We start from the raw sequence: 21861 nt of genomic DNA, 5'->3' as shown, positions 1-21861 counted from the left end.
CCTAAGCCTTCACTCTAAAGTAAACTTTCATTTACTTTCAGCGATCTATCTTTCTGCACGGATTTTTTGTGATATTCATTATTAACAGTATCTCGGAAACTTGCTGCTTTAGCACGTGTTTTATCTAGCTGCAACTCTGTTTTTTCTAAAAACTTCAATGCATCTACCTGCGACAAGCCAAACATGTGGTGGTAGTTAGACTTGATGGCACACTCTAACTTATCTACATTATTTTTTCCTTGTATTAATCCTCCCTCTAGCTTGCTAATTTTTGATTGCCCGACATGCTTACTGCTAAACAACCTAGCAATATTATATATGCTAACGTCCATAAAACCCCCTGATCATTTAACTTATTATCATAGCCTCAAAATAAAAAATCTCTGCCAAATTTCGCTCATACTGAGTACAAAAATGCGCAACGCACTTTTTAAGTACTGCCCGCATTAAAAATGCCGAAACAGATATCGGAAAGCTCTTAAACAATTTTACATCTTTACTGCTACTAAGTTGGCTAGTTTCCAGTGATTGTGCCTCAAACAGGATGTTTTCAAAGGTTGCAGGAAAAGGGCCTGCGCGATACCCTTCCGCCGTCGCTGCCAACTCAGCGACCGGGCTTGGAAACCCGATCAAATCTGGAAGCGCATCAGTGCCTTACTCACGTTTGCAGGAGTTTTTACTCTCGCAGTCGTGATCTATGGCGGCTGTGCGTGGGACGTCTTCGGGCGTGCCGGTTTCCTAGATTCCCGGTTTTCCAACCTGCGCACAGCTGTCACCCATTCGCTTGGAAACGAACGTGGCAGCTTCTTAAATCTAGGAGCACCTGAAATGCGCAGAATCAAACCGTACGAAGTTTGGCTTCCCCCTCTACGCTGTTCCCAGTTGCGTAACGCCCCACCATCCACCCTCGGCCACTGCATCTCCCTCTCCGGAGGTGGCAAATGACCGACAATCCAGAACTCAAAACCATCGGCTTCACCCCGCGATCTACCTCGGTAATCAAGCGATGTTTCACGTCATTGGTGGCGTGCCCATTGCTGATGCGTTATCGATGGCTTCTGATTTTCTTAGCCTTGCCAAGTCGCTGACTGAGGATGCGGCTTATGCGAAGGACAATGGGCGGCATGCTTGGGCTGCGCATTATCTGGTGGCTATGAGTAAGGCGTTGGTTGATGATTCGGTGAAGGTTTTGATGCGGGAGCGGGGGAATTCTGGGGGTTAGTCTGAGGGTGGGCTTGCGATGGTGCTGGGTCATTTGGGTTTGTCGTGGATGATCTGGCGCTATCGCGGGCAAGCCCGCTCCCACAGGGGTGGTGTTTGGGGTCTGGATTTTTGGTTGTCTGCTGGGGGCTAGAGGTGTGCAGTGGGGCTCCCGCTGGTTCGGGGTCGGGCGCGAATGGTGCCAGGCCCCGGCTTTTCGGGGGCACCCGCTTCAGAGCAGGTGCTGGGAAATCAACTTGGAGATTTCCACCATCGAGGTGCGGCCAGTGAATTCGAATTTCACTCTGCCCAGCGACGAAAAGTAGATCTCCAGTTCGGAGTCCAGATCGAAGGTTCCCGACGTTTCCACCGAGTACGCCACGATGTTCTTGTACGGCAATGAGGTGAAGTCTTTCTTGCTGCCCGTCAGCCCCTGGACGTTGACTGCGATGATGCGTTTGTTGGTAAACACCACGCCGTCGCGCATGGATTTGTAGGCGTCGATGACCTGCTCCCCTCCAATAGCAGTGCGGTAACCCGTTCGGCGTATTCGTCGTTTTGCTTGAGCTTGAAGAAGCCTTTGTTGTTGAAGTCGATCATGTGCCATTCCCTATGGTTTAAATGCCTATCTAAGCATGTTGCCGCAGGCTTACCTACTCCTGTCCCGCCCTGGCCTTCACCGCCACTTCAATCGCCCGAACGCTGACCGCCGCAAATATCGCGGTCATCAACACGCCATTGAACCCGGGCAGGATCGCCAGGATCCGCGATACGCCGAGTTTGGGCACGCGGCACCGCAACAAGTGCCCGCGGCGATGCCGCGATGCTTTCGCTGTCCGCCGCCACCTGCGTTATCATCGCCCGCCTCTGCGCACCAAGAGCCTTGACCGGATGTCCGTACCGCTGCCACCAACCGCCGATCTTCACTCCCTGCCACCGGTTCTCGCCGGCCCGCTGTTGCGGCGCCTGGAGCCCACGCGGCTGTTGCTGTGGCTGGTGGGGTCGCGGGAGCTGGAGCTGACCCTGCGTGTGCAGGGTGTCGCCGACATCCGCCTCGATGCCACGCAGTGCACGGTGATTGCGGTGGGCAGCCATGCTTTCGTGCATTTGATCGATGTGCTCCTCGACAGCGCCCTGCCCTGCGACACGCGTATCGACTATGACCTGCTGATTGACGGCATCACTGGGATCGCTGAGTGGGCACCGCATCTGCTGTATGGCGATGCGACGAGCCCGAACTTCGTTCTGCGTTCGCGGATTGATCAACTGCTACATGGCTCCTGCCGCAAGCCACATCACCCCGCAGCGGATGGTTTGCTCTGTGTCGATCGATTGTTGGCAACCGAAACCGATCCGCAACAACGCCCGGCCCTGTTGATGATGAGCGGCGATCAGGTCTACGCCGACGACGTTGCCGGGCCGATGCTGAGGGCGATTCACGCCTTGATCGAGCGTCTGGGCCTGTTCGACGAACACCTCGAAGGTGCCGTTGTCAGTGACAGCGCCAAGCTCTACGAACACCCTGCCAGTTACTACCACCGTGCGGATTTGTTACCGGCGCTGGAAGGCAACGAGACATTGCGTGAGCGATTTTTCGGCGGTGCGCGTAAGCCGATTTTCACCAGCAGTAATGCCGATAACCACCTGGTGACTTTGGCCGAAGTCATGGCGATGTACTTGCTGGTATGGTCGCCGGTTGCCTGGGCGCTGATCAATCCGCAAGCCCCTGCGCTGACGCCCGAACGACGCAAGCGCTATGCCCTCGAACAGACGCGGATCGACGGTTTCAAGGCTGGCCTGGGCAACGTCGCTCGAGCACTGGCGCATCTGCCGAGCCTGATGATTTTCGACGATCACGACATCACCGACGACTGGAACCTGTCCGCGCAATGGGAGGAAACGGCCTACGGCCATCCGTTCTCCAAACGCATCATCGGCAACGCGTTGATCGCTTACATGTTGTGTCAGGGCTGGGGCAATAACCCGGACGCCTTCAAAGGGCTGCTGGAGAAAACTCTGGGGTTGAGCACCAGCGGCGATGACCAATACCTCGACAGCCCGCTGCAAGACGATCTGATTGACGACCTGCTGCGCTTTCAAAATTGGCATTTCGTACTGCCGACGAGTCCTGCGCTGGTGGTCATCGATACCCGCACCCGGCGCTGGCGCAGTGAGATGGCGCTCAAGCAACCTTCCGGCCTGCTCGACTGGGAGGCCTTGAGCGAACTGCAACAGGAGCTGCTCGATCACCCGTCGGCGATCATCGTTTCGCCAGCGCCGATCTTCGGCGTGAAGCTGATTGAAACCGTGCAGAAAGTCTTCAGTTGGTGCGGATATCCACTGCTGGTGGACGCGGAAAACTGGATGGCCCATCGCGGCGCGGCGCAGGTGATCCTGAACATTTTCCGCCACTCGCGCACACCGGGTAATTACGTGGTGCTGTCCGGCGATGTGCATTATTCCTTCGTCTACGAAGTACTTATCCGACACCGCAAGGCCGGACCACGGATCTGGCAGGTCACCAGCAGTGGCATCAAGAACGAGTTTCCGCCGAGGTTGCTGGAGTGGTTCGACCGGCTCAACCGCTGGCTCTACTCGCCGCGCTCGCCGCTGAACTGGCTGACCAAGCGTCGGCTGATGCGCATTGTGCCGCATGTGCCGGAGCATGCTGAAGCGGGTGAACGGCTGTGGAATTCGGCGGGGATCGGGCAGGTGTTCTTTAACGAACAGGGTCAGCCCCAGGCGATTTATCAACACAATTCAAACGGCCTGCCGAAGACGCGGATGGTGGCGCCGCAAGAGGACTGACGGGGGCCCGGGTCGTCTGTACCGCGAGCAGGCTCACGCCTACAAAGGAATATGTAAGAGCGTCCCAGTCAGAAACCGACCTGATCCTGGCGGAATGCAGGATGGCGCATTTATCGGAAAAGGCCTACATCACTAGCAGAAACGTCTCGGCGGCTATCGGGTGATACTCAGCTCATACGCAAATGCACCGTTTGAGTAGCGACCACTCAGAGGTATTATCTTGCCATCCTGTACTCATTTCTGTACGTTCTTAGCTTCAGGCGAGGACTACAACATGCAAACCATCAACTACACGACAGCTCGAGCGCACTTGGCCGAAACAATGGATCGAGTGAACGAAGACCGTGCCCCACTGCTGGTGACTCGTCAAAAAGGCGAGCCGGTGGTGATGATGTCCCTGGCGGAATACAACGCTTTGGAGGAGACGGCATATTTACTGCGCTCTCCAGCCAATGCCGAGCGCCTGATCAAATCGATCGGCAATTTGCGCGCAGGAAAAACCAAAGCCAGGCAACTCATTGAAGAATGAATATCGAGTTCACTCCTGAAGGTTGGGACGACTGTCTGTGGTTCCAACACAATGACAAGGCAGGCCTCAAGCGAATCAACCTGCTGATCAAATCAATTCAGCGCGAGCCTTTCACCGGACTTGGGAAGCCTGAGCCGCTCAAACACAATTTGAGCGGCTTTTGGTCCCGGCGAATCACGGCAGAACATCGCCTCGTATATTCAGTTGAGGACGGAGAGCTTCGGGTTGTGATGTGCCGGTATCACTACTGATTTTGGCTTGGTAGGCAATGCGCCATGCAGCGATGGGGCAAGCAGGATCCAGTCAAGCCCGGCATGCACTAGTCTGCGCGGTGACCTGATCGACAAGGAGAGCGACGATGTTTAGTGTCTGCGTTGAGCATCTCGCTTCATCAACACGCCAAGGACAGCCAATGACATTCCCTACCCTTTACCGCCGAGCCACTTCCCAGGATTTGCTGGCCATTTGCAGATTGGGCCAGCAACTCAACAGCCTGCACCACCAGCACCGGCCGGACATCTACGCACCCTCGACCGGGGATTTCGCCCGCGACAGTGACTTCTGGCGACCAAGCCTGGAGGGCGAAAATCACGCGGTGTTCCTCGCCGAACAGGCTGCGACGGTGATAGGTTTCATCACCGTGCAAGTCACCGAATCGAAGGGCTCGCTGATGCAACCGCAGCGAGTCGGGCGCATCGGTTCGGTCTGTGTTGACCAGGCGGCCAGAGGCCAGGGCGTTGGCCGCGCATTGATGGCGCAGGCCCAAGCCTGGGCGCTCGACCAGGGCGCGGCGGATTTGCGTTTGACCGTGTGGGGCTTCAACGCGCCGGCGCAGCGCCTCTATGAAGAACTGGGGTTTGAAATGCGCGCGTTCGAAATGGGCAAGCGCCTGACCGATGTGCAGGCCTAAGGTTACGACCCGCCCTTGATCAGCACCGGTTTCTCCTGGTATCGATCCGCAAACAGCTGTTTCAACTGCGCCACTTTCGGCAAGTCGTTGATGACGATGTAGGGATAGGTGGGATGTTCCGTCAGGAAGTCCTGATGTTCATCCTCAGCCGGGTAGAAACCGTTGTAACTTTCCAGCTTGGTCACGATCGGTTTGCTGAACGAATGCGCGGCGTCGAGCTGGGCGATGTACGCCTGGGCGACCTTTTGCTGCTCGCCGCTGCGGATAAAAATCGCCGATCGATACTGAGTGCCGCTGTCCGGCCCCTGGCGATTGAGTTCGGTGGGGTTGTGGGCCACCGAGAAGTAGATTTGCAGCAGGGTGCCGTAGCTGACCTGAGTCGGGTCGAACGTGACTTCGACAGCTTCCGCGTGCCCGGTGTCGCCGTCGCTCACTCGCTCGTAGCGAGCGGTATCGGCGCTACCGCCGGCGTATCCCGACTCGGCTTTTTTCACGCCCTTGACGTGCTGGAACACACCCTGCACGCCCCAGAAACAGCCGCCGGCAAATACTGCGGTTTCACTGCGGGCCTGGGTGGTTGGGTCGAGTGCCGGAGGTGGAATGACCACTGCGTCCCCGGTGCCCAGGGAGAAGGCCGAGCATTGACCGATAACGCCAGCAGCGGCCAGGCTCAGCAGTGTGCGACGCCAGGTGAAGGATAATTTCATGGGTCTAGCTCCCGAAACGAAAGATCAAGCCGGCGTGAATTTCATCGCCAGGCCGTTCATGCAGTAACGCTGGCCAGTGGGTTGGGGCCCGTCATCGAAGACATGCCCCAGGTGACCGCCACATCGTCGGCAGTGCACCTCCTCGCGCACCATGCCGAATGAACGGTCCTGGCGAATGCCCACCGCGTTGTCCAGCGGCGCCCAGAAGCTCGGCCAGCCGGTGCGGCTGTCGAATTTGGTGGCCGAGGAAAACAGCGCCAGGTCACAACCGGCACAGGCGAACGTACCGTCCCGGTGTTCATCGTTCAGCGCACTGCTGTAGGCGCGCTCAGTGCCCTCTTCGCGAAGTATTTCGTATTGCTCGTCGCTCAGCAGGGCACGCCATTCACTGTCGCTGTGCGTCACTTCGAAGACCTCTGCGGCATTGGCATCGCCAATGAAATCGCCAATGAATGAGCGGCGACCGGCAAATTTTGGCAATACACCCGCCACCAGGGCTGCAACCCCTAGCCCGCCGCCCGCTAACAGAATCTGCCGCCGTGAAAACATGGCCGTCTCCAAAAATTCCAGATGCCCTTCATGGAACACAGCCTAGGCTTGGTTTGATCGCCAAATCCTCACGGGAAGTTAACGAATTCGTGATAACTCGCCCGGAGGAAAACCCGCACAATGCGCCTATCGCGCCGAAGGACTGAGTTTCATGGAACAGACCAAACGCGTTCTCGTGGTCGAGGACGACCTGCACATCGCCGACCTCATTTGCCTGCATCTGCGGGATGAACAATTCGAGGTGACACACAGCGCCGACGGCGACGAAGGCATGCGCCTGCTGCAGCAAGGTCATTGGGATGCATTGATCCTCGACCTGATGCTGCCGGGGGTCGACGGTCTGGAAATCTGCCGCCGCGCCCGGGCCATGGCCCGCTACACGCCGATCATCATCACCAGCGCCCGCTCCAGCGAATTGCACCGCATTCTTGGCCTTGAACTGGGCGCCGATGATTACCTCGCCAAGCCGTTTTCGATGCTCGAACTGGTGGCCCGGGTCAAAGCCTTGTTGCGCCGCGTCGATGCGATGGCGCGCAATCTGAAGATGGACGCCGGCAGCCTCAGCCTCGATGGCCTGAGCATCGACCCGATCACCCGCGATGTCAGTCTCGACGGGCAGCGCCTCGATCTCACGCCACGGGAGTTCGATCTGCTGTACTTCTTCGCGCGCCAACCGGGCAAAGTATTCTCGCGCATGGACCTGCTCAACGCCGTCTGGGGCTACAGCCATGAGGGCTACGAACACACGGTGAACACCCACATCAATCGCCTGCGGGCAAAGATCGAAAAAGATCCGGCCCAGCCCTCGCGCATCCTCACGGTGTGGGGCCGCGGCTATAAATTCGGTGCAGAACATCCATGAAATTGACCCTGACGCAGCGCCTGTCCATCGTTTTCGCCGTGTTGCTGCTGGTGTGCTGCGGCACCTCGGCATGGCTGCAAGTGCGTTCCAGTCAGATGCATGAGCTGGAGGTGGTGCAGGGGCTGTCGAGGGATCTGGCGCAACACATCGCCCACGACACGGTGCTGATGGACAGCAATGGCCTGATGCCCGGTGCCGTGCGCGAACTGTTCAGTCAGTTGATGCTGGTCAACCCGAGTGTCGAGGTGTATCTGCTCGACACCGAGGGGCGGATCGTCGGCAATGCCGCACCCGAGGGCCGGCTTCGTCGGCAGCAGGTCGATCTGGCGCCGATCCGCCAACTGCTCAACGATCAACCTCTGCCGATCCTTGGCGATGACCCGCGCAGCATTGAAGGGCGTAAGGTGTTCAGCGCCGCGCCGTTGAAGGTCGATGGCAAGCCGGTTGGCTACCTCTATGTGGTACTGCTCGGCGAGGAACATGACCGCTTCGCCGAACAAGGCGCCACCAGCGCGGCGCTGAACACGGCCCTGTGGTCAATCGGGCTGGTGGCGTTGCTATGCCTGATCGCCGGTCTCGCGGCCTTCTCGCTGATCACCCGGCCCTTGAGGCGCCTGACCGCGAACGTCAGCCAGTTCGATATCGATGGCATGCCGCAAACACCCCCGGCACCCGTGGAAAAAGCCGCCAGCCATGACGAAATCGCCGTACTCGACGCCGCCTTCCGCCAGATGCAGGCGCGCCTGAGCGAACAATGGCGCTCGTTGACTCGCCAGGACCAGGAGCGGCGCGAGCTGGTGGCGAACATCTCCCACGACCTGCGCACGCCCCTGGCGTCGTTGCATGGTTATCTGGAAACCTTGTCGCTCAAGGACGCGACGCTTGTCGGTGGCCGACCGCCGCCGTTACCTGGGCATCGCCCTGGATCAGAGCCGCAAGGTTGGCGGGCTGGCACAGTCGCTGCTGGAGCTGGTGCGGCTGGAGCATGGATTTGTGCAGCCCGTGCTGGAGCGGTTTTCCTTGACCGACCTGGTGCAGGACATTTTCCAGAAGTTCGAACTGACCGCCGAAGCGCGCCAGGTGCAACTCAAGGCCAACTTTGCGTCAACGGTGTCCGGGGTCTTTGCCGACCTGGGGCTGATCGAGCGGGTGCTGACCAACCTGTTCGATAACGCCCTGCGCCATACGCCGGTGGGCGGAATCATCAGCATCAGCCTGGTCCCGCAGGGCGGGTTCGTCGAGATCACGGTCAGTGACAGCGGCCCGGGGATTGCTGCGCAGTTACGTGAGGGGTTGTTTCTGCGGCCGTTCAACATTGGCGGCGCGCGGCGGGATGGCGGATTGGGGTTGCGAATTGTGCAGCGGATTCTGCAGTTGCATGGCCGCGAGATTCGTTTGCTGGATGTGCCGGGCCAAGGGGCGACGTTGGTGTTTTCGTTGCCAGTGGATGAGGAAGTTGCCACGCAATTGGCGGTGCGGTCGATGAATCTGAATACGCCGGGAAAGGTCTGAAGGACCGCGGTGCCTGCATCGCGGGCAAGCCTTGCTCCCACAGGGCTCTCAGGCAGGCAAGACACGTTCGGATAGTTCACCGCCCCGCGTGAAAATAGGCCAATGCACAGAACCCGACAGGGCTAATATCCACGCTCGCTTTTCGACACGGACACGTCAAGATGCTCAACGCCCTGCAAAATACCCCGCCGTGGGTCTACGCGCTCTTCGTACTGCTTTGCTATTTCGGGATCAAGGCCCTCTCCCCCACCCGGGAAAGCAAAATCTCGCTGCTGATCACGCCGCCGATCCTGCTCGCCTGGTCCCTGTATTCGCTCAATCTGGCGCTGCATCCGGTGTTATCGCTGGGCTTCTGGCTGGTCGCCGTACTGGTGGGCAGCGCCGCTGGCCTGCTGGTTTTTCCAGCCAGGACGTCAGGCTGGATGCCTCGGGAGCCGGGCTGATCCTGCCCGGTACCAGCAAGACCTTGGTGCTCTATCTGCTGTTGTTTGCGGTCAATTACTACTTCGGCTATGAGGCCGAGGTTCACCCGCAACAATCCAACACGCTGCCATTGCTGTTGCTCAAGGCCTGCGCGTCCGGGATTGCCAGCGGTCTGTTCTGCGGGCGTTCGATCAGGTTCTATCAGGTGTTTCGCGGCCTCAAGGCAACTCATGCGTAGGAGCTGGCGAAGCCTGCGATCTTTTGATCTTTGGCTAGGTGGGGGCCGCCAGGATCAGGATCAGGATCAAAAGATCGCAGCCTGCGGCAGCTCCTACGAGGGTACCGAGGTGGATGTTTTGGCCGCTGGCCTGTTCGTCCGTGACAACACGACGCCGGTCCAATAGATTAGTCGGCCTGAAAAAGCCCACGGGCTTGCTCATCTCCACTCAAGTTAAAAAGTAGTGAAATTTCAATGTCCGATTTCAACACCGCTGAATCCGTAGTCACCGAATCGTCCAAAGCGGAATACGAAAACTCCATCAATCTTTCACAACACCTGCCACAAGCCAAAATCATCAGCGAGATGGTCCTGGACGCGTTCCAGTCGACCCGTGAAAGCGACCAGATCCGCGAACTGCGTGCCGCGATCCGCCAGGCTCACGACAGCTTTGACGATGACAAGGCCTACGAACTGATGGGCGAACTCAAGCAGCTCAAGGACGCCGAGGCCGCTGATATCGCGGCACTGGAAGACCTCAGCAGCAAGTTCCCGATCGGCCGCATCCTGTCCAGCTTCAAGGACGATCCGGCGTTCCAGGAAATCGTTTACGGCCTGGCTCTCAAAGTGCTGAACCAGACTCATCAGGCGATCAGCAACCCGAGTGGCGGCAAGAGCAAAACAGCCAAGAAGAAAGAAGTCGAAATCTTCACCATCAGTAAAGACGGCATCAGCGTAACTCTGCCAATGCGCACGCCGCGCTCGCGCCTGAGCGTTGACCGTGAAGCGCTGGAATTCCTCGGTTTCACCTTCGTCGGTGAAGGTGAAGAAGCGGAACTGGAAAGCGAAGTCTTCGTTGATAACGAGGGCACCGAGCAGGCTGTGAACCGCAAGAACATCATCACCGCCCTGCAGCAACAGACAGCGTTCGATGGCTTCAGCATCGCTGCCCAGTAACACACCTCCCGCAGCGCAGCGCCCTCCCCGTGGCGCGGGAGCTCGCGCCCCTGGATTGCGTAGCGGCCGCGTAATAGTGGCAGCACGGCTTCTTTTTTGAGTGCTGCCCACTCAAGCGCGAGCAAGCTGCAGGCTTTTTCGCCAGCTCGTGTTTCTCCCAAGCCCCGCCCCTGTGCGGGGCTTTTTATTGCCTGCGATTCAGGCAAGTCCGCGACTACTGTTCCAGTATCGAATCAGCACTAACACTTCCCTTAACCCTCGAGCACCATGGGTCCGCCTGCGGGGAGCGTCTACTCACTGTCCAGCCCCGACCTCAGTGGTGCAACTGCTGAGGCCTGCATGAACACACTTCCCCTGTACCGTCAGTTAGCCAATCACTACCTCGACGCGATCCGCAGCGGCACCTTGAAAACCGGCGAACGCTTTCCGTCGATCCGCCTGATGATGGAGAAGCACGCGGTCAGCCTGTCGACTGCGGTGCAGGTGTGCCGGGAGCTGGAGGGCCAGGGGGTGCTGGAGGCGCGTCCGCGCTCGGGCAACTATATTCGCCAGCCGGAACCCCTGCCCCACCCCTGCCACCGCCGCCGCTGGCTGCCGATGCATACGTCGGCATTCACCAACAGGTGTCGTCGGTACTCAAGGCGAGCCAGCGAGCGACGATCAAAGTCAATTTCGCCAACCCTTATTGCGCGCCGCAGCTCTACCCGCTGAAGACCCTGCAGGACCACATGGTCAAGGCGTTGCGTCAGAATCAACAGCTGCTGGGCACCACCGCGCCCACCAGCGGCAACCTCGCACTGCGCAACATCCTCGCTCGCCGCGCCCTGACCAGCAAAACCCACCTGAGCGCCGAGCAGATCGTGATCACCAACGGCGCCACCGAGGCGCTTAACCTGGCCCTGCGCGCCGTCACCCAGCCCGGTGATACGGTTGCCGTCGAGTCGCCAACCTTCCACGGCCTGCTGCAGATTCTCGAAAGCCTTAATCTGCGGGTGCGCGAGGTGCCGGCAACGGCGCACTGCGGGATCAATCTGTTTGCCCTGGAACAATTACTACGAGGTGCTGAACGGATCTGCGCCGTGATCGTGATACCCAATCTGCAAAACCCCCTGGGCAGCATCATGCCCGACTCGCACAAGGCCCGACTGGTGCAACTGTGCGCCGAGCACGCCACGGTGCTGATCGAGGACGACACCTACGGCGACCTGGTGGACACCGAGCAACCGTTGTCCACGCTGAAACACTGGGACCGCAGCGACAACCTGATCTACTGCGCCTCGCTGAACAAGACCCTCGCGCCGGGGATGCGCCTGGGCTGGATCAGTGCCGGGCGCTGGCACGACCGGGTGGAGATGCTCAAGCACAGCCAGTCGAGGGGTGTGAGGCGCTGTCGCAATTGGCGGTGAGTGCGTTCATGAAGACGCCGTCCTACGAACGTTACCTGCGCCGACTGAGGAACACCCTGACCCAGCAGCGCCAGCAGATGCACACCGCGATCCTGCGGCATTTTCCCCAAGACACCCGCGTGACCGAGCCGCAGGGCGGCACCCTGTTATGGGTGGAATTGCCGCCTGGGTATGCCTCGATGCGTTTGTTTCATGAGGGGTTGAAGGTGGGTATTCAGATTTTGCCTGGGGATATCTTTTCCAATGGGCCGGGGTTTGGGCACTGCCTGAGAATCGCGTGTGGCGCGCCGTTCACGCCGAGGATCGAGGAGGCGGTGGCGACCCTGGGACTACTCCTGAAAAACCAGAGGTGAAGCCGGTTTGATGGAGATACCTGGGGTGTATACGTAACCCGTACGAGGGCTGTGTTGCAGGTCGGGTTCAGGTGCAGGCCCCAATGCGTTTTTCAGCTGGGGTTTTCGTGCAGGCAGATGATGTGCGGGTCATCATTCCAATGCGCAAAACGCTCGGCGATCAGGGGGTCGTGGCCAGGGATGACGTGCTCCTCGCCGTCCGCCAGGCGCTCGATCTCGTTGAAGGCTTCCAGCGTTTGCGCCAGGTCATCGATAATCGGAAACGGACTGCGCTGGCGAATGTTCACCCACAAATGCGCAGCGTCCGAAGCCAGCACAATCCAACCGCGCCGGGTATTGACCCGCACCACCTGGCTGCCCGGCGTGTGCCCGCCCACTGGATGCAGGGTCACGCCGGCGGCGACCTCGACGGTGCCAGTGTGCAAACGCATGCGCCCCTCGAACAGCGGCGGCAGCGCCGACATCACGTCGTCGACTTCGTAGGTTTTGTTCACCGTGCGATGGGCCATTTTCGGTCCGGTGCAGAAGCGCAGTTCCGCCTCCTGCAGGTGCACGGTGGCCTTGGGAAACAAACCCAGGTTTCCGGCATGGTCCCAGTGCAGATGAGTCAGGACCAGGTTGTCGACCTGCGCCGGATCAATCCCCAGTTGGCGTAGGGATTCTTCCGGCAAGCGATACATCTGACGGTTGCGCCGATCTGCGGTGGCCGGCTGGAAACAGGTATCCACCACGATCACGCGTTGCTCATGGCGAATCACCCAGAAGTAATAATCCAGCGGCATCGGCGCGTCAGGATCACCACAACAGGCGTCGTACAGAAAATTTCTCCCGTGCCGTGCGCTGGGCATTGGCACCGACACGGATGGCGAACACTTCGTACTCGGGAACGGACATGGCGCAACTCCTGATTCAGGCCACCGATGCGGTCTTGAGCGTCGGCCGGAAGTCGAAATCGATTTGCCCGGTGATACCCAGGTCCTCGGCCAGACGCTGGAGCCCGCTGTAGTCGCGCATGATGGTCGCATTACGGTTGCTCTCACGGGTGTCGGCGATGATCAGCGCCGCGTCCTCAACCCCCAGTTGAGTCAGGATCGCTTCCCACATCGAGTAGTCCTGGGCGACAAACGCACTCAGGGCCACGGACAACGTACGGGCGAAAATTCCCGCTGCGGCGGCTGCATGTTCCCGTACATGACCTTGGCCACCTCGGCCAGGACCTTGCTGTGGGCATACTCGTCACGATTGTGCAGCTCGGCCACGCGACGGTTTTGCGGCTGGATGCTCTGGTCGTCCGCCAATAGATCCAGGTAGGCATTGACGCTGATTTCGGCCACCACTGCAAAAGTGATCGAGGCCAGGTCCCGCTGCCACTGTTCGGGCAATGCTTCGCGCAGGGCCAGCAGCCGCAGATAAGTCACCGACGGCGGCAAGTCCAGCGTCTGGTCCAGCGCGCGGTCGACCCGGGTGCGCTCGATCGCGCGCAGGTGCATCAGGGTGTGGTAGTGCTCGTCGATCAGCGTCTGCTGCATCGCCTCGCGAAAATGCCAGTCATGCTGCCCCAGGTATTGATTGGCGATGACGCTCAATGCGGGGTTTACCACATGTTCTTCGGCCGTGACCGTGCGCAGGTTGTAGCCGATCCAGCCCCAGGTCAGCACGCTGCTCTTGAGCTCCTCGCTCAGGGCCTGGAATTTCGGGTGATGAAAAAACGGCACCATGCACTCCGGGTAATCCGGACGCGCAGGGTCGAAGGCTTCGCCGGCCTGCCACTTGTCCGGCGCACACACCGTGGCTCGTTTGGTCCATGCCTGGTTGAGCCGCACGATCAATTGATGATCGACTTTGGCGATCTCGATGGCTGTTTGCATAACGCATTACCTGTAGGACGCGTACCCACCCAGGGGTACGCAAATAAAATGAACGGCACCGGAAAAATCAGGCCAGCCAGTAGCGGGTCAGGTTGCGCGCCGGGTCAGTGTAACGACTGCGGGCGTGGATCATCCGCCAGTTGTCCCAAATCAGCAGGCAGCCGTTCGGGATCAACACCGGGGTGTTGTGCTCCAGGAAATACGCTTCCCCCAGCACCGCGAACCGCGCCAGCGGCGAGGTGCTGTTGGCCACCAGCGATTGCTGCAGATTTTCTTTGGAGGGATTGACGTCGCCGTAGTGAAACTGGTTGTAGCTGAAACGGAAGATGTCGCCGTCTGGCGTCGGCGTCAGGATGTATTCCTTAACCCGCCGTTGCGCGGCTTCCCCAGGCTTGGCCGTGGCCACGAACTCCACGGGCGTCTCGACGAGCCACTGGTGCAACTGCGGCTCGGTGCGTTCCAGCAATGCCAGGAACCGGTAGCCGTCGACCAGGCCCGTGTGGCCGCCGCCGCAGGTCGCCTGTTGATGACAATGCAACGCCAGGTAACGTGGCGGCGGAGCATAGACCGGTGCCTCGGTGTGCGGGCCGATACCGTTCATGCTCTGGGAGTACGGCAGGTCTTCGTAGCCCGGCTTGCGCGTAATCGCGAACGCTGTCTGGCCGTTGAACTGCGGAATGATCGGACCGAACTGCTGCAGGGTGCCGACCACGTCATCGGCAAATTCGTCGGCGGTCAGTACTGTCCAGCCCCGTGCTGCCAATTCTTCGTGGCGGTGGCCCAGTGAAACATCAGTTTTAAATGCAATCCCTTGATCGGACATGGTGAGATTCCTGGCGGTTTATCCGGCGTTGACGGTGGCGGTGTAGGCGGCAATGAATTCGCGACAGGCGTTGCCCGGGCGATAGCGCTGCTCGTCAATGCTGCGCACGGGGGTGATTTCGGCAGCGGTGCCCGTCAGAAAACACTCCTCGAAGTCGCTGAGCTCAGTAGGAAGAATCGTGCGCTCGACCACCTGGTAATCCAGCGCCCCGGCCAATTCGATTACGGTCTGGCGGGTGATGCCGTTGAGGAAGCAGTCGGGCAGCGGCGTGTGCAGCGTCCGGTCCTTGACGAAGAACACGTTGGCGCTGGTGGCCTCGGCGACATGGCCGCGCCAGTCGAGCATCAGCGCATCGTGAAAGCCGTTGTTTTCTGCATCGTGCTTGCTCAGGGTGGCGATCTGGTAATGCCCCGAAGCCTTGGCTTCGAACGGGCTACTGCTGGGGGCGGCCGGCGCCAGTCGGCGGTCTTCAGGCGAATGCCGCCCATGTGCCCTGCCGGGTCGAAGTAACTCGGCCATTGCCAGCAGGCGATCGCCAGGTGCACGCGATTGAAGCGGGCCGAAGTCGAGATCATTTCGCTGCCACGCCATGCCACCGGCCGCACGTATCCGTCGACCACGTGATTGCGCTGCAGCAGTTCATGGCTGGCCGATTCCAGTTCGGCCAGCTCATAGGGAATCACGAAATCCATCAATTGTGCCGAGCGATACAACCGCTCGCTGTGTTCGCGCAGCTTGAAGATTCTGCCGTTGTACACACGCTCGCCTTCGTACACGGTGCTCGCGTAATGCAAACCATGGGTCAACACATGCAAGCGCGCCTGGGACCATTCGACGAACTCGCCGTCGAGCCAGATAACCCCTTCGCGCTGATCAAACGGGATGCCACTCATGTCCATGTCTCCTGATGAATCGTCCTATGCCGTTTCCAGCAGGACCGGTATCAATTCGGGTGCAGCCAGCGGCTCGTCCTGAAAGAAGAATCGCCGCTCGCCAAAAGCTGGGCGCAGGTCATCGAACCAGCTGGCGTGGGGATCGAATTGCGCATGAAAGGTGCGCAGCACCCATTGCGGATCCCGGGCCTGGAGAAACTGCAACACGAAGACTTTTTCTCCGGCCACGGTTTCAATCCCGTTGATCAGAACCTTGCCGTAGAAGGTGCTCATCGAGGGGCCGCGCACCGTGCGGGCGAGCCCGGACACGCTGCGATAGGCCGCCTGGAAAATCTCGAAGGCCCGGGCCAGCGGCATTGCAAAGTAATGACGAGGGCCGGTGTCGCGCTCGACGAACATGTAATAGGGCACCGCGCCAAGTCGCACGCCTTCGGTCCAGAGCTCGGCCCAATCGGCGGGGTTTTCGTTGATATGGCGGATCACCGGCGCCTGCATGCGCAACACGGCGCCGGTGGAGCGAATGCGTTCGACGGCCTGGCGGGCGATGTCCTGGCGCAGCTCGACCGGGTGGTTGTAGTGCCCCATCACTGACAAGTGCTTGCCTGCCGCGACGATTCGCCGGAACAGTGCCAGCAGCTCGGGGGCATCCTTGTCGCTGACGAACCGCTGCGGCCAGTAAGCCACCGACTTGGTACCGATGCGGATACTGCGCAGGTGCGGCAACTCCAGCAGCGGCTCGATGTAACCGGCCAGCGAGCGAGTGTTCATGATCATCGGGTCACCGCCGGTGATCAGCACGTCAGTGACTTCGGTGTGCACCCGCAGGTAACTCACCAGTTCCTGGGACTCACGGGCGTTGAACTTGAGTTCTTCTTCACCGATGAACTGCGCCCAGCGAAAACAGAAGGTGCAGTACGCGTGACAGGTCTGGCCGGCGCCAGGGAAGAACAGCACGGTTTCCCGGTACTTGTGCTGAATGCCCGGCAGGACTTTACCGTCCAGGCTTGCGCTGTTATGGGTCAGCTGGCCGGCCGGATGGGGGTTCATGCGCAGCCAGATTGCTTCGATTCGGCGCTTGATGGCCGCAGCGTCGTCCTGCTCGATCAGTTGCTTGAGCGACACATACTCCTTCGGCAACAGCATGTCCGGGTGGGGGAAAGTCATGCGGAAAATCGGATCGTCGGGAATGTTGTCCCAGTCGATCAATGTTTCCAGCACGTATTCGTTGGTGCGAAACGGCATCACCCGCGCGACCACGTCCATGGCTTCCTGTAACGCTGGCGTGAGCCTGTGCCAGTACGGCGTCTCGCGGATGGTCCGGGCGTTATAGGGCTTGTATCTGTGCAGCTCCGACATTCCCTGCATGGCAGCGCTCCCGATGAATTCCTGGCGAGTTACTGGGCAGCCGGCGCTGTGCGCTCGATGTCCATCCACGCCCGCACGCTGTCGCGGTCCCACTGCCGGCGAACATAGGCGGCAAGTCGCGCCGGCACATGATCGCCATTGGCAAGCAGGCGGTTGAGCATGATTGCCAGGTCGGTATCAGCGATGCTCCAGTCACCGAACAGGTGATCGGCGCCGCCTTTGAGCAGGCGATCGGCCACGAAGAACAATCGGTCCACGGCCACCAGGGCCTCCTCGGACAGGGGCGTGTCTTTTGTTCCGAAGTAGATGAGATCCGCCGGACGCTCCCGGCGAATGATCAGCAAGTCGCTGCGTAACCAGGCCTGAAGCTGGCGGGCCCGGGCGCGTAGCCGGGTGTCTGCCGGGAACAGTTTTCGGCCCTCGGGCGCTATTTCGTCCAGGTACTCGGCAATGGCCGAAGACTCTGAAAGCGCGAAGTCTTCATGGACCAGGGTAGGTATCTTACAAGTCATCGACAGGTCTCGATAACTCGCCTGATAGTTCTCTCTACTTTCCAAATCAAGGGTTACACATTCAAACGGAAGTTGTTTTTCCTTCAGCGCCACAAATGCCGACATGGCAAAAGCACTGACAAAATCCGCCCCTACGTACAACTTTATCTTTGCACTTTCCATGGACCACTCCCTTGCATCAAGACTATTAATCCGTTGCACTGGAGTCGATGCTAGATAGTTGCTCACGCACTGAACAGATACAGAAACTATCTGTTTACACGGATACAGAAATCGCGCATCGGAGAATACAAAAACAAAAAAGGGAGTCGGCTAATGCGGACTCCCGGAAGGACAGCAAACAGAGTTTGGGGGTTGTCGAGGCTCAGCTCACTGCGTTGGCCATACTGGAAAGCAACGCCAATTGCGGCATGTTGCTCATGTTGAGCATGGCCATCGACTCGGTGGTGCTGGTGTTGACGAAGCCATGTCGGGTCCAGGCGGGCACCAGCAGGACGTCGCCGGTGCTGGCGCGCACCTCGTCATCCTCGCCCATGGTCAGCAGGCCGCTGCCGGCCTGTATGACAAACAGATGCCACCAGCCATGGGCGTGGCCATTCAACACAGCGCCGGGTTTCAACCATTGCATGGACACCGCCACACCCGGTGTCAACTTGCAGCCTTCAAGGCTGCTGTCGTGGGCCAATGCGACGATATCGACTTCGCTGGCCGCAAGACTTTCGCGCATTGCGGCAAGTTTATCGCTCGTCCATACCCGCGCACTCTGGGGCGGCTGATGCAAACTCTGGCGAAACTCGTCATATGAAAAAAAGCACCTTGAACATTATCCATTCGCGCCTTCCAACTTGATGTCGACGTCAATTCACCGAACAGTAGGTGAAGCCATCAACACTGTAAACCCAACACGCCGCGCTTATAACGCAGAAGGCCGCAAGGCTGCGATCATGTCCACTTCCACCGCCGCATTCTTTGGCAACTGATAAACCCCAACTGTGGTTCTTGTATGTTTACCCGCATCCCCCAGCACATGACTGAAGACGTCCGATGCGCCATTGGCCACTTCACTGAGGTCGACAAAGTCCGCGGTGGATTTCACGTACACAGTGACCCGCACCAGCGACTTGATTTTATCCAGCGAACCGATGGCATCCACTATCAACGCCAGCCCGCGCATGGCACTGATGCTGGCGGCTGCCTGGGCATCACTGAGGCTGAGCTCCAGGCCAACCCGTCCGGGGTATTGGATCTTGCCATTCATGCGCGGCACCATGCCGCTGATATACAGCTCATCATGGTGCCGTACCAACGGCGCGTAGTGGCCGCCGGCAGTGTTTTCGCCGTAGATGTCGTAACCCAACTCCTTGGCAAGGGTGAGGAAGCGCTCATCACAAGTTGTTTGTTCAAACATGGGTATTACCTCTCAATCAAATCGTGTTCAGCCCATCGCTCTGGCGGGCGGCGCCAGGCAGGCGACTTCCATGCGCACTTCAACCGCCTCGGCCAGGCGCAACAAGTCACTGGTGAGCTGCTCGTAGTCCTTGTTGAACAGGACGATGTGGCCGATAAATGAAGTGTTGTCCTTGACCAGCGCCGACACCGAGTCGCCGATGCGCCGCTCATACACGGCCGCCACCAACTCGATGCCGAGCATCCGCGCCACGGCGTCGATGTCTGGAAGGTCACGCAACAGGCCACCACCCGGCGCCCTGAGCAGGCGAATGCCGCAGTAACCCCGCGCGACCGGATCCTGTCGCTCGCACTGGCCCTCCACGGCCCACCTTACCCAGCGCTCCCATGGGTCGAAGTCGACAAAGGCAATGCGCGCCAGGTCCCAGATGTGCATGCCGCCAGGGCGCATGTTGGTTTCCACCGCCGAAGTGAGCTGGTCAGGGCGCAGGAAGATTTCGTTGTGGTAGGCACCGTTGTCCAAGGAGACCAGCCCCGACATGTGCCGCCCCGCCGCTGCCAGGCGGGCCTGGGCATCACCTTGCAACGGCGCAGGCACCACCTGCTGGATCTCGGCCCGGAAGGCGCCTTCGGTCGTGGTTTTCTCGGTGATCCAGGTGCTGCCGGCCACATAGTCCCAGCTGTATTCCCGAGCATCGCGAACCAATTCTTCAAGCACGATGCCGCCACTGCGATAAGGCTTGAGTGCCTGCCATGCCTCGTCGCATTCGGACGGGTGATGGATCACCCGGCAGCCGCGACTGGCACCTTCACAGGCGGGCTTGATGAACGCCCTGCCACCCAGTTCGACGACCCGCTGGCGCAGTTCTGCCAGGCTCTCGACACGGGTTGAAAATACTGGCCGGTAATCTTCGGGAGCCTTGCTGGAGGTGGCTTCGAGCTTGCGGAAAATCTGCTTGTCCAGCCCCGCCCGTGCTTCGTTGGGCGTGATACCCGGGAGTCCGTAATGACTGGCCAGGGCCGCGCCGAGCAACACCCCGCGGTCGGAAAACGGCAGCACGCCGATCAGTTTCCAGCGATCGACCGCCAGGCAGCCCACCACCAGTTCCAGGGAATCGGTTACATCCTCGGGCGCCAGTGAAGCGCTGCAGACGTGGTCCGCCACCTGGTCGTCATCAGGGGCAATGCGCTCGACCACCAGGATCAGCCTTGCGTTGTAGAGCGTCTTGCAGAGGTCGCGCAGCTTCTGGATATCGTGAACCCGGTTGCCGTTGTACCCGACCACTACTACGCATGACGTCGTCTTCATGAAACCTCCTGCCTGTGAAGCAAAAAAAGCAACCGCAATGGCTCAGTCGTGCAGCGCCGCGTTGGATGTGCGGTTGAGCCAGTACCACGCCAGAATCCCGCCCGCGCCGATGGCGGCCAGCAACAAGGCGTTGTAGGGCGCCGGCACCACCCGCATGATCAGCACCGTTAGCCCGGCGCCGACGCCCAGAGACACTTCCTTGACGAACATGTTGTTCTGCTTGACCGAGAAGTAATCGAGGTAGCTGAAGGCGCACTCGGCGATGGACAGCAAGGCCACCCAAATCAACGCGCCGATCAGGGTTTCCACATGAAAGGCCGCGGGAGACGAGAGCACCACAAAGCCTGCGACGATGATTCCGATCACCGCGAGTACCTTGAAGCGACCCGTGCGCTCGATGAGTTTCATCACCGGCACCTGGGCGAACACCACGACCGCGCTGTTGAGGATCAGCATCAGGCCGTACCACGCTGGCAACTCACCGGTTTCGAGCAGGATCGCTTGCGGAAGAATCGAGAACACACCAAACAGCTTGATGCCCATGACGATGCCGGCGATCGCCCACGGCAGTTTGTTGCGCCAGCCACTGCCGTCCTGTGTCACCGGACTGGCTGCCGCTGACTGGGTGGTGAAGGTCGCGCCCATGGCGATGGGCACGCACAGCAGGACAAAGCTGGCGGCACCGAGGAAAAACAGGGGCGGGGTCAGCAGTGGCGACAGCAGGATCAGCCCGGCCAGCAGGCTGCCCATGTTCATCGCCACCCGGTTGTAGGCTGCGCCCTCCTTGGTCTGGGCCGCTTCGCTCTTGATCAGGTAACCGGCAATCGCGATGCCATAGGCAAACAGCGCCGCAGCGAACATCACCATGCCCTGGTTGCTGGTGACGGCCAGCAGCACCAACCCCAGGGCGGCGCACAGCAGGGTGACGCTCAGGGAACGACGGCCCAGCACCAGCAACGTCAACGGCAGCAGCAATAATAACGCCCGATAACCCAGGGCAAGGATGCTGTTGGTGGCGGTGTCGAGCCAGACGTTGGCCTTGCCCAGCACGGCAAACAACGACACGGCGGTAATGATCCGGATCGTGAACAGACGGATGTTGATCACCGGTTTGGCGATGGCGGCCGTTGTCTCGATACTCATGCAACACCTCTGGAACCAAATGATTGTGCGAGCAAAAACGCCGACAATCAGGAAAGACTGTAAGGTGATGGTAGAGAGAGCACTTGTCTTGATCAGAGCAAGTTCGTA

15 protein-coding genes and 10 pseudogenes are annotated in these 21861 nt (G+C 59.5%); 10 read left to right on the top strand and 15 right to left on the bottom strand.

Annotated elements, in window-relative coordinates:
- Positions 1 to 14: 14 nt before the first annotated feature.
- Positions 15 to 332: a hypothetical protein gene (locus JFT80_RS09530; RefSeq protein ID WP_201147682.1), complete on the bottom strand. Its 318-nt coding sequence runs from the start codon at positions 330 to 332 to the stop codon at positions 15 to 17.
- 609 nt (positions 333 to 941) lie between these two features.
- On the opposite strand from JFT80_RS09530, the pseudogene JFT80_RS09525 reads away from it, so the two are divergent.
- Positions 942 to 1222: pseudogene (locus JFT80_RS09525) on the top strand (DUF3077 domain-containing protein).
- Between the two features lie 210 nt (positions 1223 to 1432).
- On the opposite strand, the pseudogene JFT80_RS09520 reads toward JFT80_RS09525, so the two are convergent.
- Together JFT80_RS09520 and JFT80_RS09515 are read right to left on the bottom strand one after the other, a co-directional pair.
- Positions 1433 to 1800: pseudogene (locus tag JFT80_RS09520) on the bottom strand (PH domain-containing protein).
- A gap of 53 nt (positions 1801 to 1853) precedes the next feature.
- Positions 1854 to 1988, bottom strand: a pseudogene (locus JFT80_RS09515) (two pore domain potassium channel family protein); the annotation flags it as partial.
- 103 nt (positions 1989 to 2091) lie between these two features.
- Between JFT80_RS09515 and JFT80_RS09510 the strand changes: the two are divergent.
- The 4 genes from JFT80_RS09510 (at position 2092) to JFT80_RS09495 (ending at position 5447) form a co-directional block, all read left to right on the top strand.
- Positions 2092 to 4008: an alkaline phosphatase D family protein gene (locus JFT80_RS09510; RefSeq protein ID WP_201147681.1), complete on the top strand. Its 1917-nt coding sequence runs from the start codon at positions 2092 to 2094 to the stop codon at positions 4006 to 4008.
- A 274-nt stretch (positions 4009 to 4282) separates the two neighbouring features.
- Positions 4283 to 4537, top strand: coding sequence for a type II toxin-antitoxin system prevent-host-death family antitoxin (locus JFT80_RS09505; protein ID WP_082069261.1), 255 nt, complete (start codon positions 4283 to 4285; stop codon positions 4535 to 4537).
- A complete protein-coding gene (locus tag JFT80_RS09500; protein WP_122837611.1) occupies positions 4534 to 4788 on the top strand; it encodes a Txe/YoeB family addiction module toxin in 255 nt (84 codons plus the stop codon). Before JFT80_RS09505 ends, JFT80_RS09500 begins: the two co-directional genes overlap by 4 nt.
- Positions 4789 to 4949: 161 nt before the next feature.
- Entirely contained in the window at positions 4950 to 5447 is a 498-nt protein-coding gene (locus JFT80_RS09495; protein ID WP_201147680.1) for an N-acetyltransferase, read from the top strand.
- 2 nt (positions 5448 to 5449) lie between these two features.
- Here JFT80_RS09495 and msrA read toward each other — a convergent pair whose 3' ends face one another.
- Both msrA and msrB read right to left on the bottom strand, forming a co-directional pair.
- Positions 5450 to 6154: a peptide-methionine (S)-S-oxide reductase MsrA gene (gene msrA, locus JFT80_RS09490; protein ID WP_201147679.1), complete on the bottom strand. Its 705-nt coding sequence runs from the start codon at positions 6152 to 6154 to the stop codon at positions 5450 to 5452.
- A 24-nt stretch (positions 6155 to 6178) separates the two neighbouring features.
- Entirely contained in the window at positions 6179 to 6703 is a 525-nt protein-coding gene (gene msrB, locus JFT80_RS09485) for a peptide-methionine (R)-S-oxide reductase MsrB (RefSeq protein WP_201147678.1), read from the bottom strand.
- 151 nt (positions 6704 to 6854) lie between these two features.
- Here msrB and JFT80_RS09480 point away from each other — a divergent pair, with 151 nt between their 5' ends.
- The 5 genes and pseudogenes from JFT80_RS09480 to JFT80_RS09460 all read left to right on the top strand — a co-directional run bounded on the left by JFT80_RS09480 (position 6855) and on the right by JFT80_RS09460 (position 12433).
- Positions 6855 to 7565 (top strand): response regulator transcription factor, encoded by a 711-nt coding sequence (locus JFT80_RS09480; protein WP_201147677.1) that lies wholly within the window; start codon positions 6855 to 6857, stop codon positions 7563 to 7565.
- Positions 7562 to 9077, top strand: a pseudogene (locus tag JFT80_RS09475) (ATP-binding protein). Before JFT80_RS09480 ends, JFT80_RS09475 begins: the two are co-directional and overlap by 4 nt.
- Positions 9078 to 9238: 161 nt before the next feature.
- Positions 9239 to 9738 (top strand): annotated as a pseudogene (locus tag JFT80_RS09470) (hypothetical protein).
- A 234-nt stretch (positions 9739 to 9972) separates the two neighbouring features.
- Positions 9973 to 10674 carry a hypothetical protein gene (locus tag JFT80_RS09465; RefSeq protein ID WP_201147676.1) on the top strand — a complete coding sequence of 234 codons (702 nt, stop codon included), beginning with the start codon at positions 9973 to 9975 and terminating at the stop codon, positions 10672 to 10674.
- A gap of 339 nt (positions 10675 to 11013) precedes the next feature.
- Positions 11014 to 12433 (top strand): annotated as a pseudogene (locus JFT80_RS09460) (PLP-dependent aminotransferase family protein).
- Between the two features lie 92 nt (positions 12434 to 12525).
- Here JFT80_RS09460 and JFT80_RS09455 read toward each other — a convergent pair.
- From JFT80_RS09455 to JFT80_RS09410, 10 genes and pseudogenes are all read right to left on the bottom strand, one after another.
- Positions 12526 to 13327, bottom strand: a pseudogene (locus JFT80_RS09455) (N-acyl homoserine lactonase family protein).
- 15 nt (positions 13328 to 13342) lie between these two features.
- Positions 13343 to 14301, bottom strand: a pseudogene (locus tag JFT80_RS09450) (diiron oxygenase).
- A gap of 67 nt (positions 14302 to 14368) precedes the next feature.
- The gene (locus JFT80_RS09445) at positions 14369 to 15124 is read right to left on the bottom strand and encodes a TauD/TfdA family dioxygenase (protein ID WP_201147675.1); all 756 of its coding nucleotides are present in this window, start codon (positions 15122 to 15124) and stop codon (positions 14369 to 14371) included.
- A gap of 18 nt (positions 15125 to 15142) precedes the next feature.
- Positions 15143 to 16017 (bottom strand): annotated as a pseudogene (locus JFT80_RS25430) (aminotransferase class IV).
- 24 nt (positions 16018 to 16041) lie between these two features.
- On the bottom strand, positions 16042 to 17382 hold the full coding sequence (locus JFT80_RS09435) for a KamA family radical SAM protein (RefSeq protein WP_201147674.1): 1341 nt from the start codon (positions 17380 to 17382) through the stop codon (positions 16042 to 16044).
- 29 nt (positions 17383 to 17411) lie between these two features.
- Entirely contained in the window at positions 17412 to 18056 is a 645-nt protein-coding gene (yfcF, locus tag JFT80_RS09430; RefSeq protein WP_201147673.1) for a glutathione transferase, read from the bottom strand.
- 202 nt (positions 18057 to 18258) lie between these two features.
- Positions 18259 to 18725, bottom strand: a pseudogene (locus JFT80_RS09425) (cupin domain-containing protein).
- Between the two features lie 82 nt (positions 18726 to 18807).
- Positions 18808 to 19302, bottom strand: a complete 495-nt coding sequence (locus JFT80_RS09420; RefSeq protein WP_122837595.1) for a RidA family protein — start codon at positions 19300 to 19302, stop codon at positions 18808 to 18810.
- 27 nt (positions 19303 to 19329) lie between these two features.
- On the bottom strand, positions 19330 to 20610 hold the full coding sequence (locus tag JFT80_RS09415; protein WP_201147672.1) for an acetyl-CoA carboxylase biotin carboxylase subunit family protein: 1281 nt from the start codon (positions 20608 to 20610) through the stop codon (positions 19330 to 19332).
- A gap of 42 nt (positions 20611 to 20652) precedes the next feature.
- A complete protein-coding gene (locus JFT80_RS09410; protein ID WP_201147671.1) occupies positions 20653 to 21753 on the bottom strand; it encodes a hypothetical protein in 1101 nt (366 codons plus the stop codon).
- Between the last annotated feature and the right edge of the window lie 108 nt (positions 21754 to 21861).

It is taken from the genome of Pseudomonas sp. TH10 (assembly GCF_016651255.1).
GTDB lineage: Bacteria > Pseudomonadota > Gammaproteobacteria > Pseudomonadales > Pseudomonadaceae > Aquipseudomonas.
The sequence above is the reverse complement of the archived record's forward strand: the minus strand, read 5'-3'. Positions and strand labels throughout refer to the sequence as shown.

What these genes read in the sequence shown, in the direction of transcription:
- JFT80_RS09530 (WP_201147682.1), bottom strand. Translation starts at nt 332, where the DNA reads ATGGACGTTAGCATATATAATATTGCTAGGTTGTTTAGCAGTAAGCAT.
- JFT80_RS09510 (WP_201147681.1), top strand. Translation starts at nt 2,092, where the DNA reads ATGTCCGTACCGCTGCCACCAACCGCCGATCTTCACTCCCTGCCACCG.
- JFT80_RS09505 (WP_082069261.1), top strand. Translation starts at nt 4,283, where the DNA reads ATGCAAACCATCAACTACACGACAGCTCGAGCGCACTTGGCCGAAACA.
- JFT80_RS09500 (WP_122837611.1), top strand. Translation starts at nt 4,534, where the DNA reads ATGAATATCGAGTTCACTCCTGAAGGTTGGGACGACTGTCTGTGGTTC.
- JFT80_RS09495 (WP_201147680.1), top strand. Translation starts at nt 4,950, where the DNA reads ATGACATTCCCTACCCTTTACCGCCGAGCCACTTCCCAGGATTTGCTG.
- msrA (WP_201147679.1), bottom strand. Translation starts at nt 6,154, where the DNA reads ATGAAATTATCCTTCACCTGGCGTCGCACACTGCTGAGCCTGGCCGCT.
- msrB (WP_201147678.1), bottom strand. Translation starts at nt 6,703, where the DNA reads ATGTTTTCACGGCGGCAGATTCTGTTAGCGGGCGGCGGGCTAGGGGTT.
- JFT80_RS09480 (WP_201147677.1), top strand. Translation starts at nt 6,855, where the DNA reads ATGGAACAGACCAAACGCGTTCTCGTGGTCGAGGACGACCTGCACATC.
- JFT80_RS09465 (WP_201147676.1), top strand. Translation starts at nt 9,973, where the DNA reads ATGTCCGATTTCAACACCGCTGAATCCGTAGTCACCGAATCGTCCAAA.
- JFT80_RS09445 (WP_201147675.1), bottom strand. Translation starts at nt 15,124, where the DNA reads ATGTCCGATCAAGGGATTGCATTTAAAACTGATGTTTCACTGGGCCAC.
- JFT80_RS09435 (WP_201147674.1), bottom strand. Translation starts at nt 17,382, where the DNA reads ATGCAGGGAATGTCGGAGCTGCACAGATACAAGCCCTATAACGCCCGG.
- yfcF (WP_201147673.1), bottom strand. Translation starts at nt 18,056, where the DNA reads ATGGAAAGTGCAAAGATAAAGTTGTACGTAGGGGCGGATTTTGTCAGT.
- JFT80_RS09420 (WP_122837595.1), bottom strand. Translation starts at nt 19,302, where the DNA reads ATGTTTGAACAAACAACTTGTGATGAGCGCTTCCTCACCCTTGCCAAG.
- JFT80_RS09415 (WP_201147672.1), bottom strand. Translation starts at nt 20,610, where the DNA reads ATGAAGACGACGTCATGCGTAGTAGTGGTCGGGTACAACGGCAACCGG.
- JFT80_RS09410 (WP_201147671.1), bottom strand. Translation starts at nt 21,753, where the DNA reads ATGAGTATCGAGACAACGGCCGCCATCGCCAAACCGGTGATCAACATC.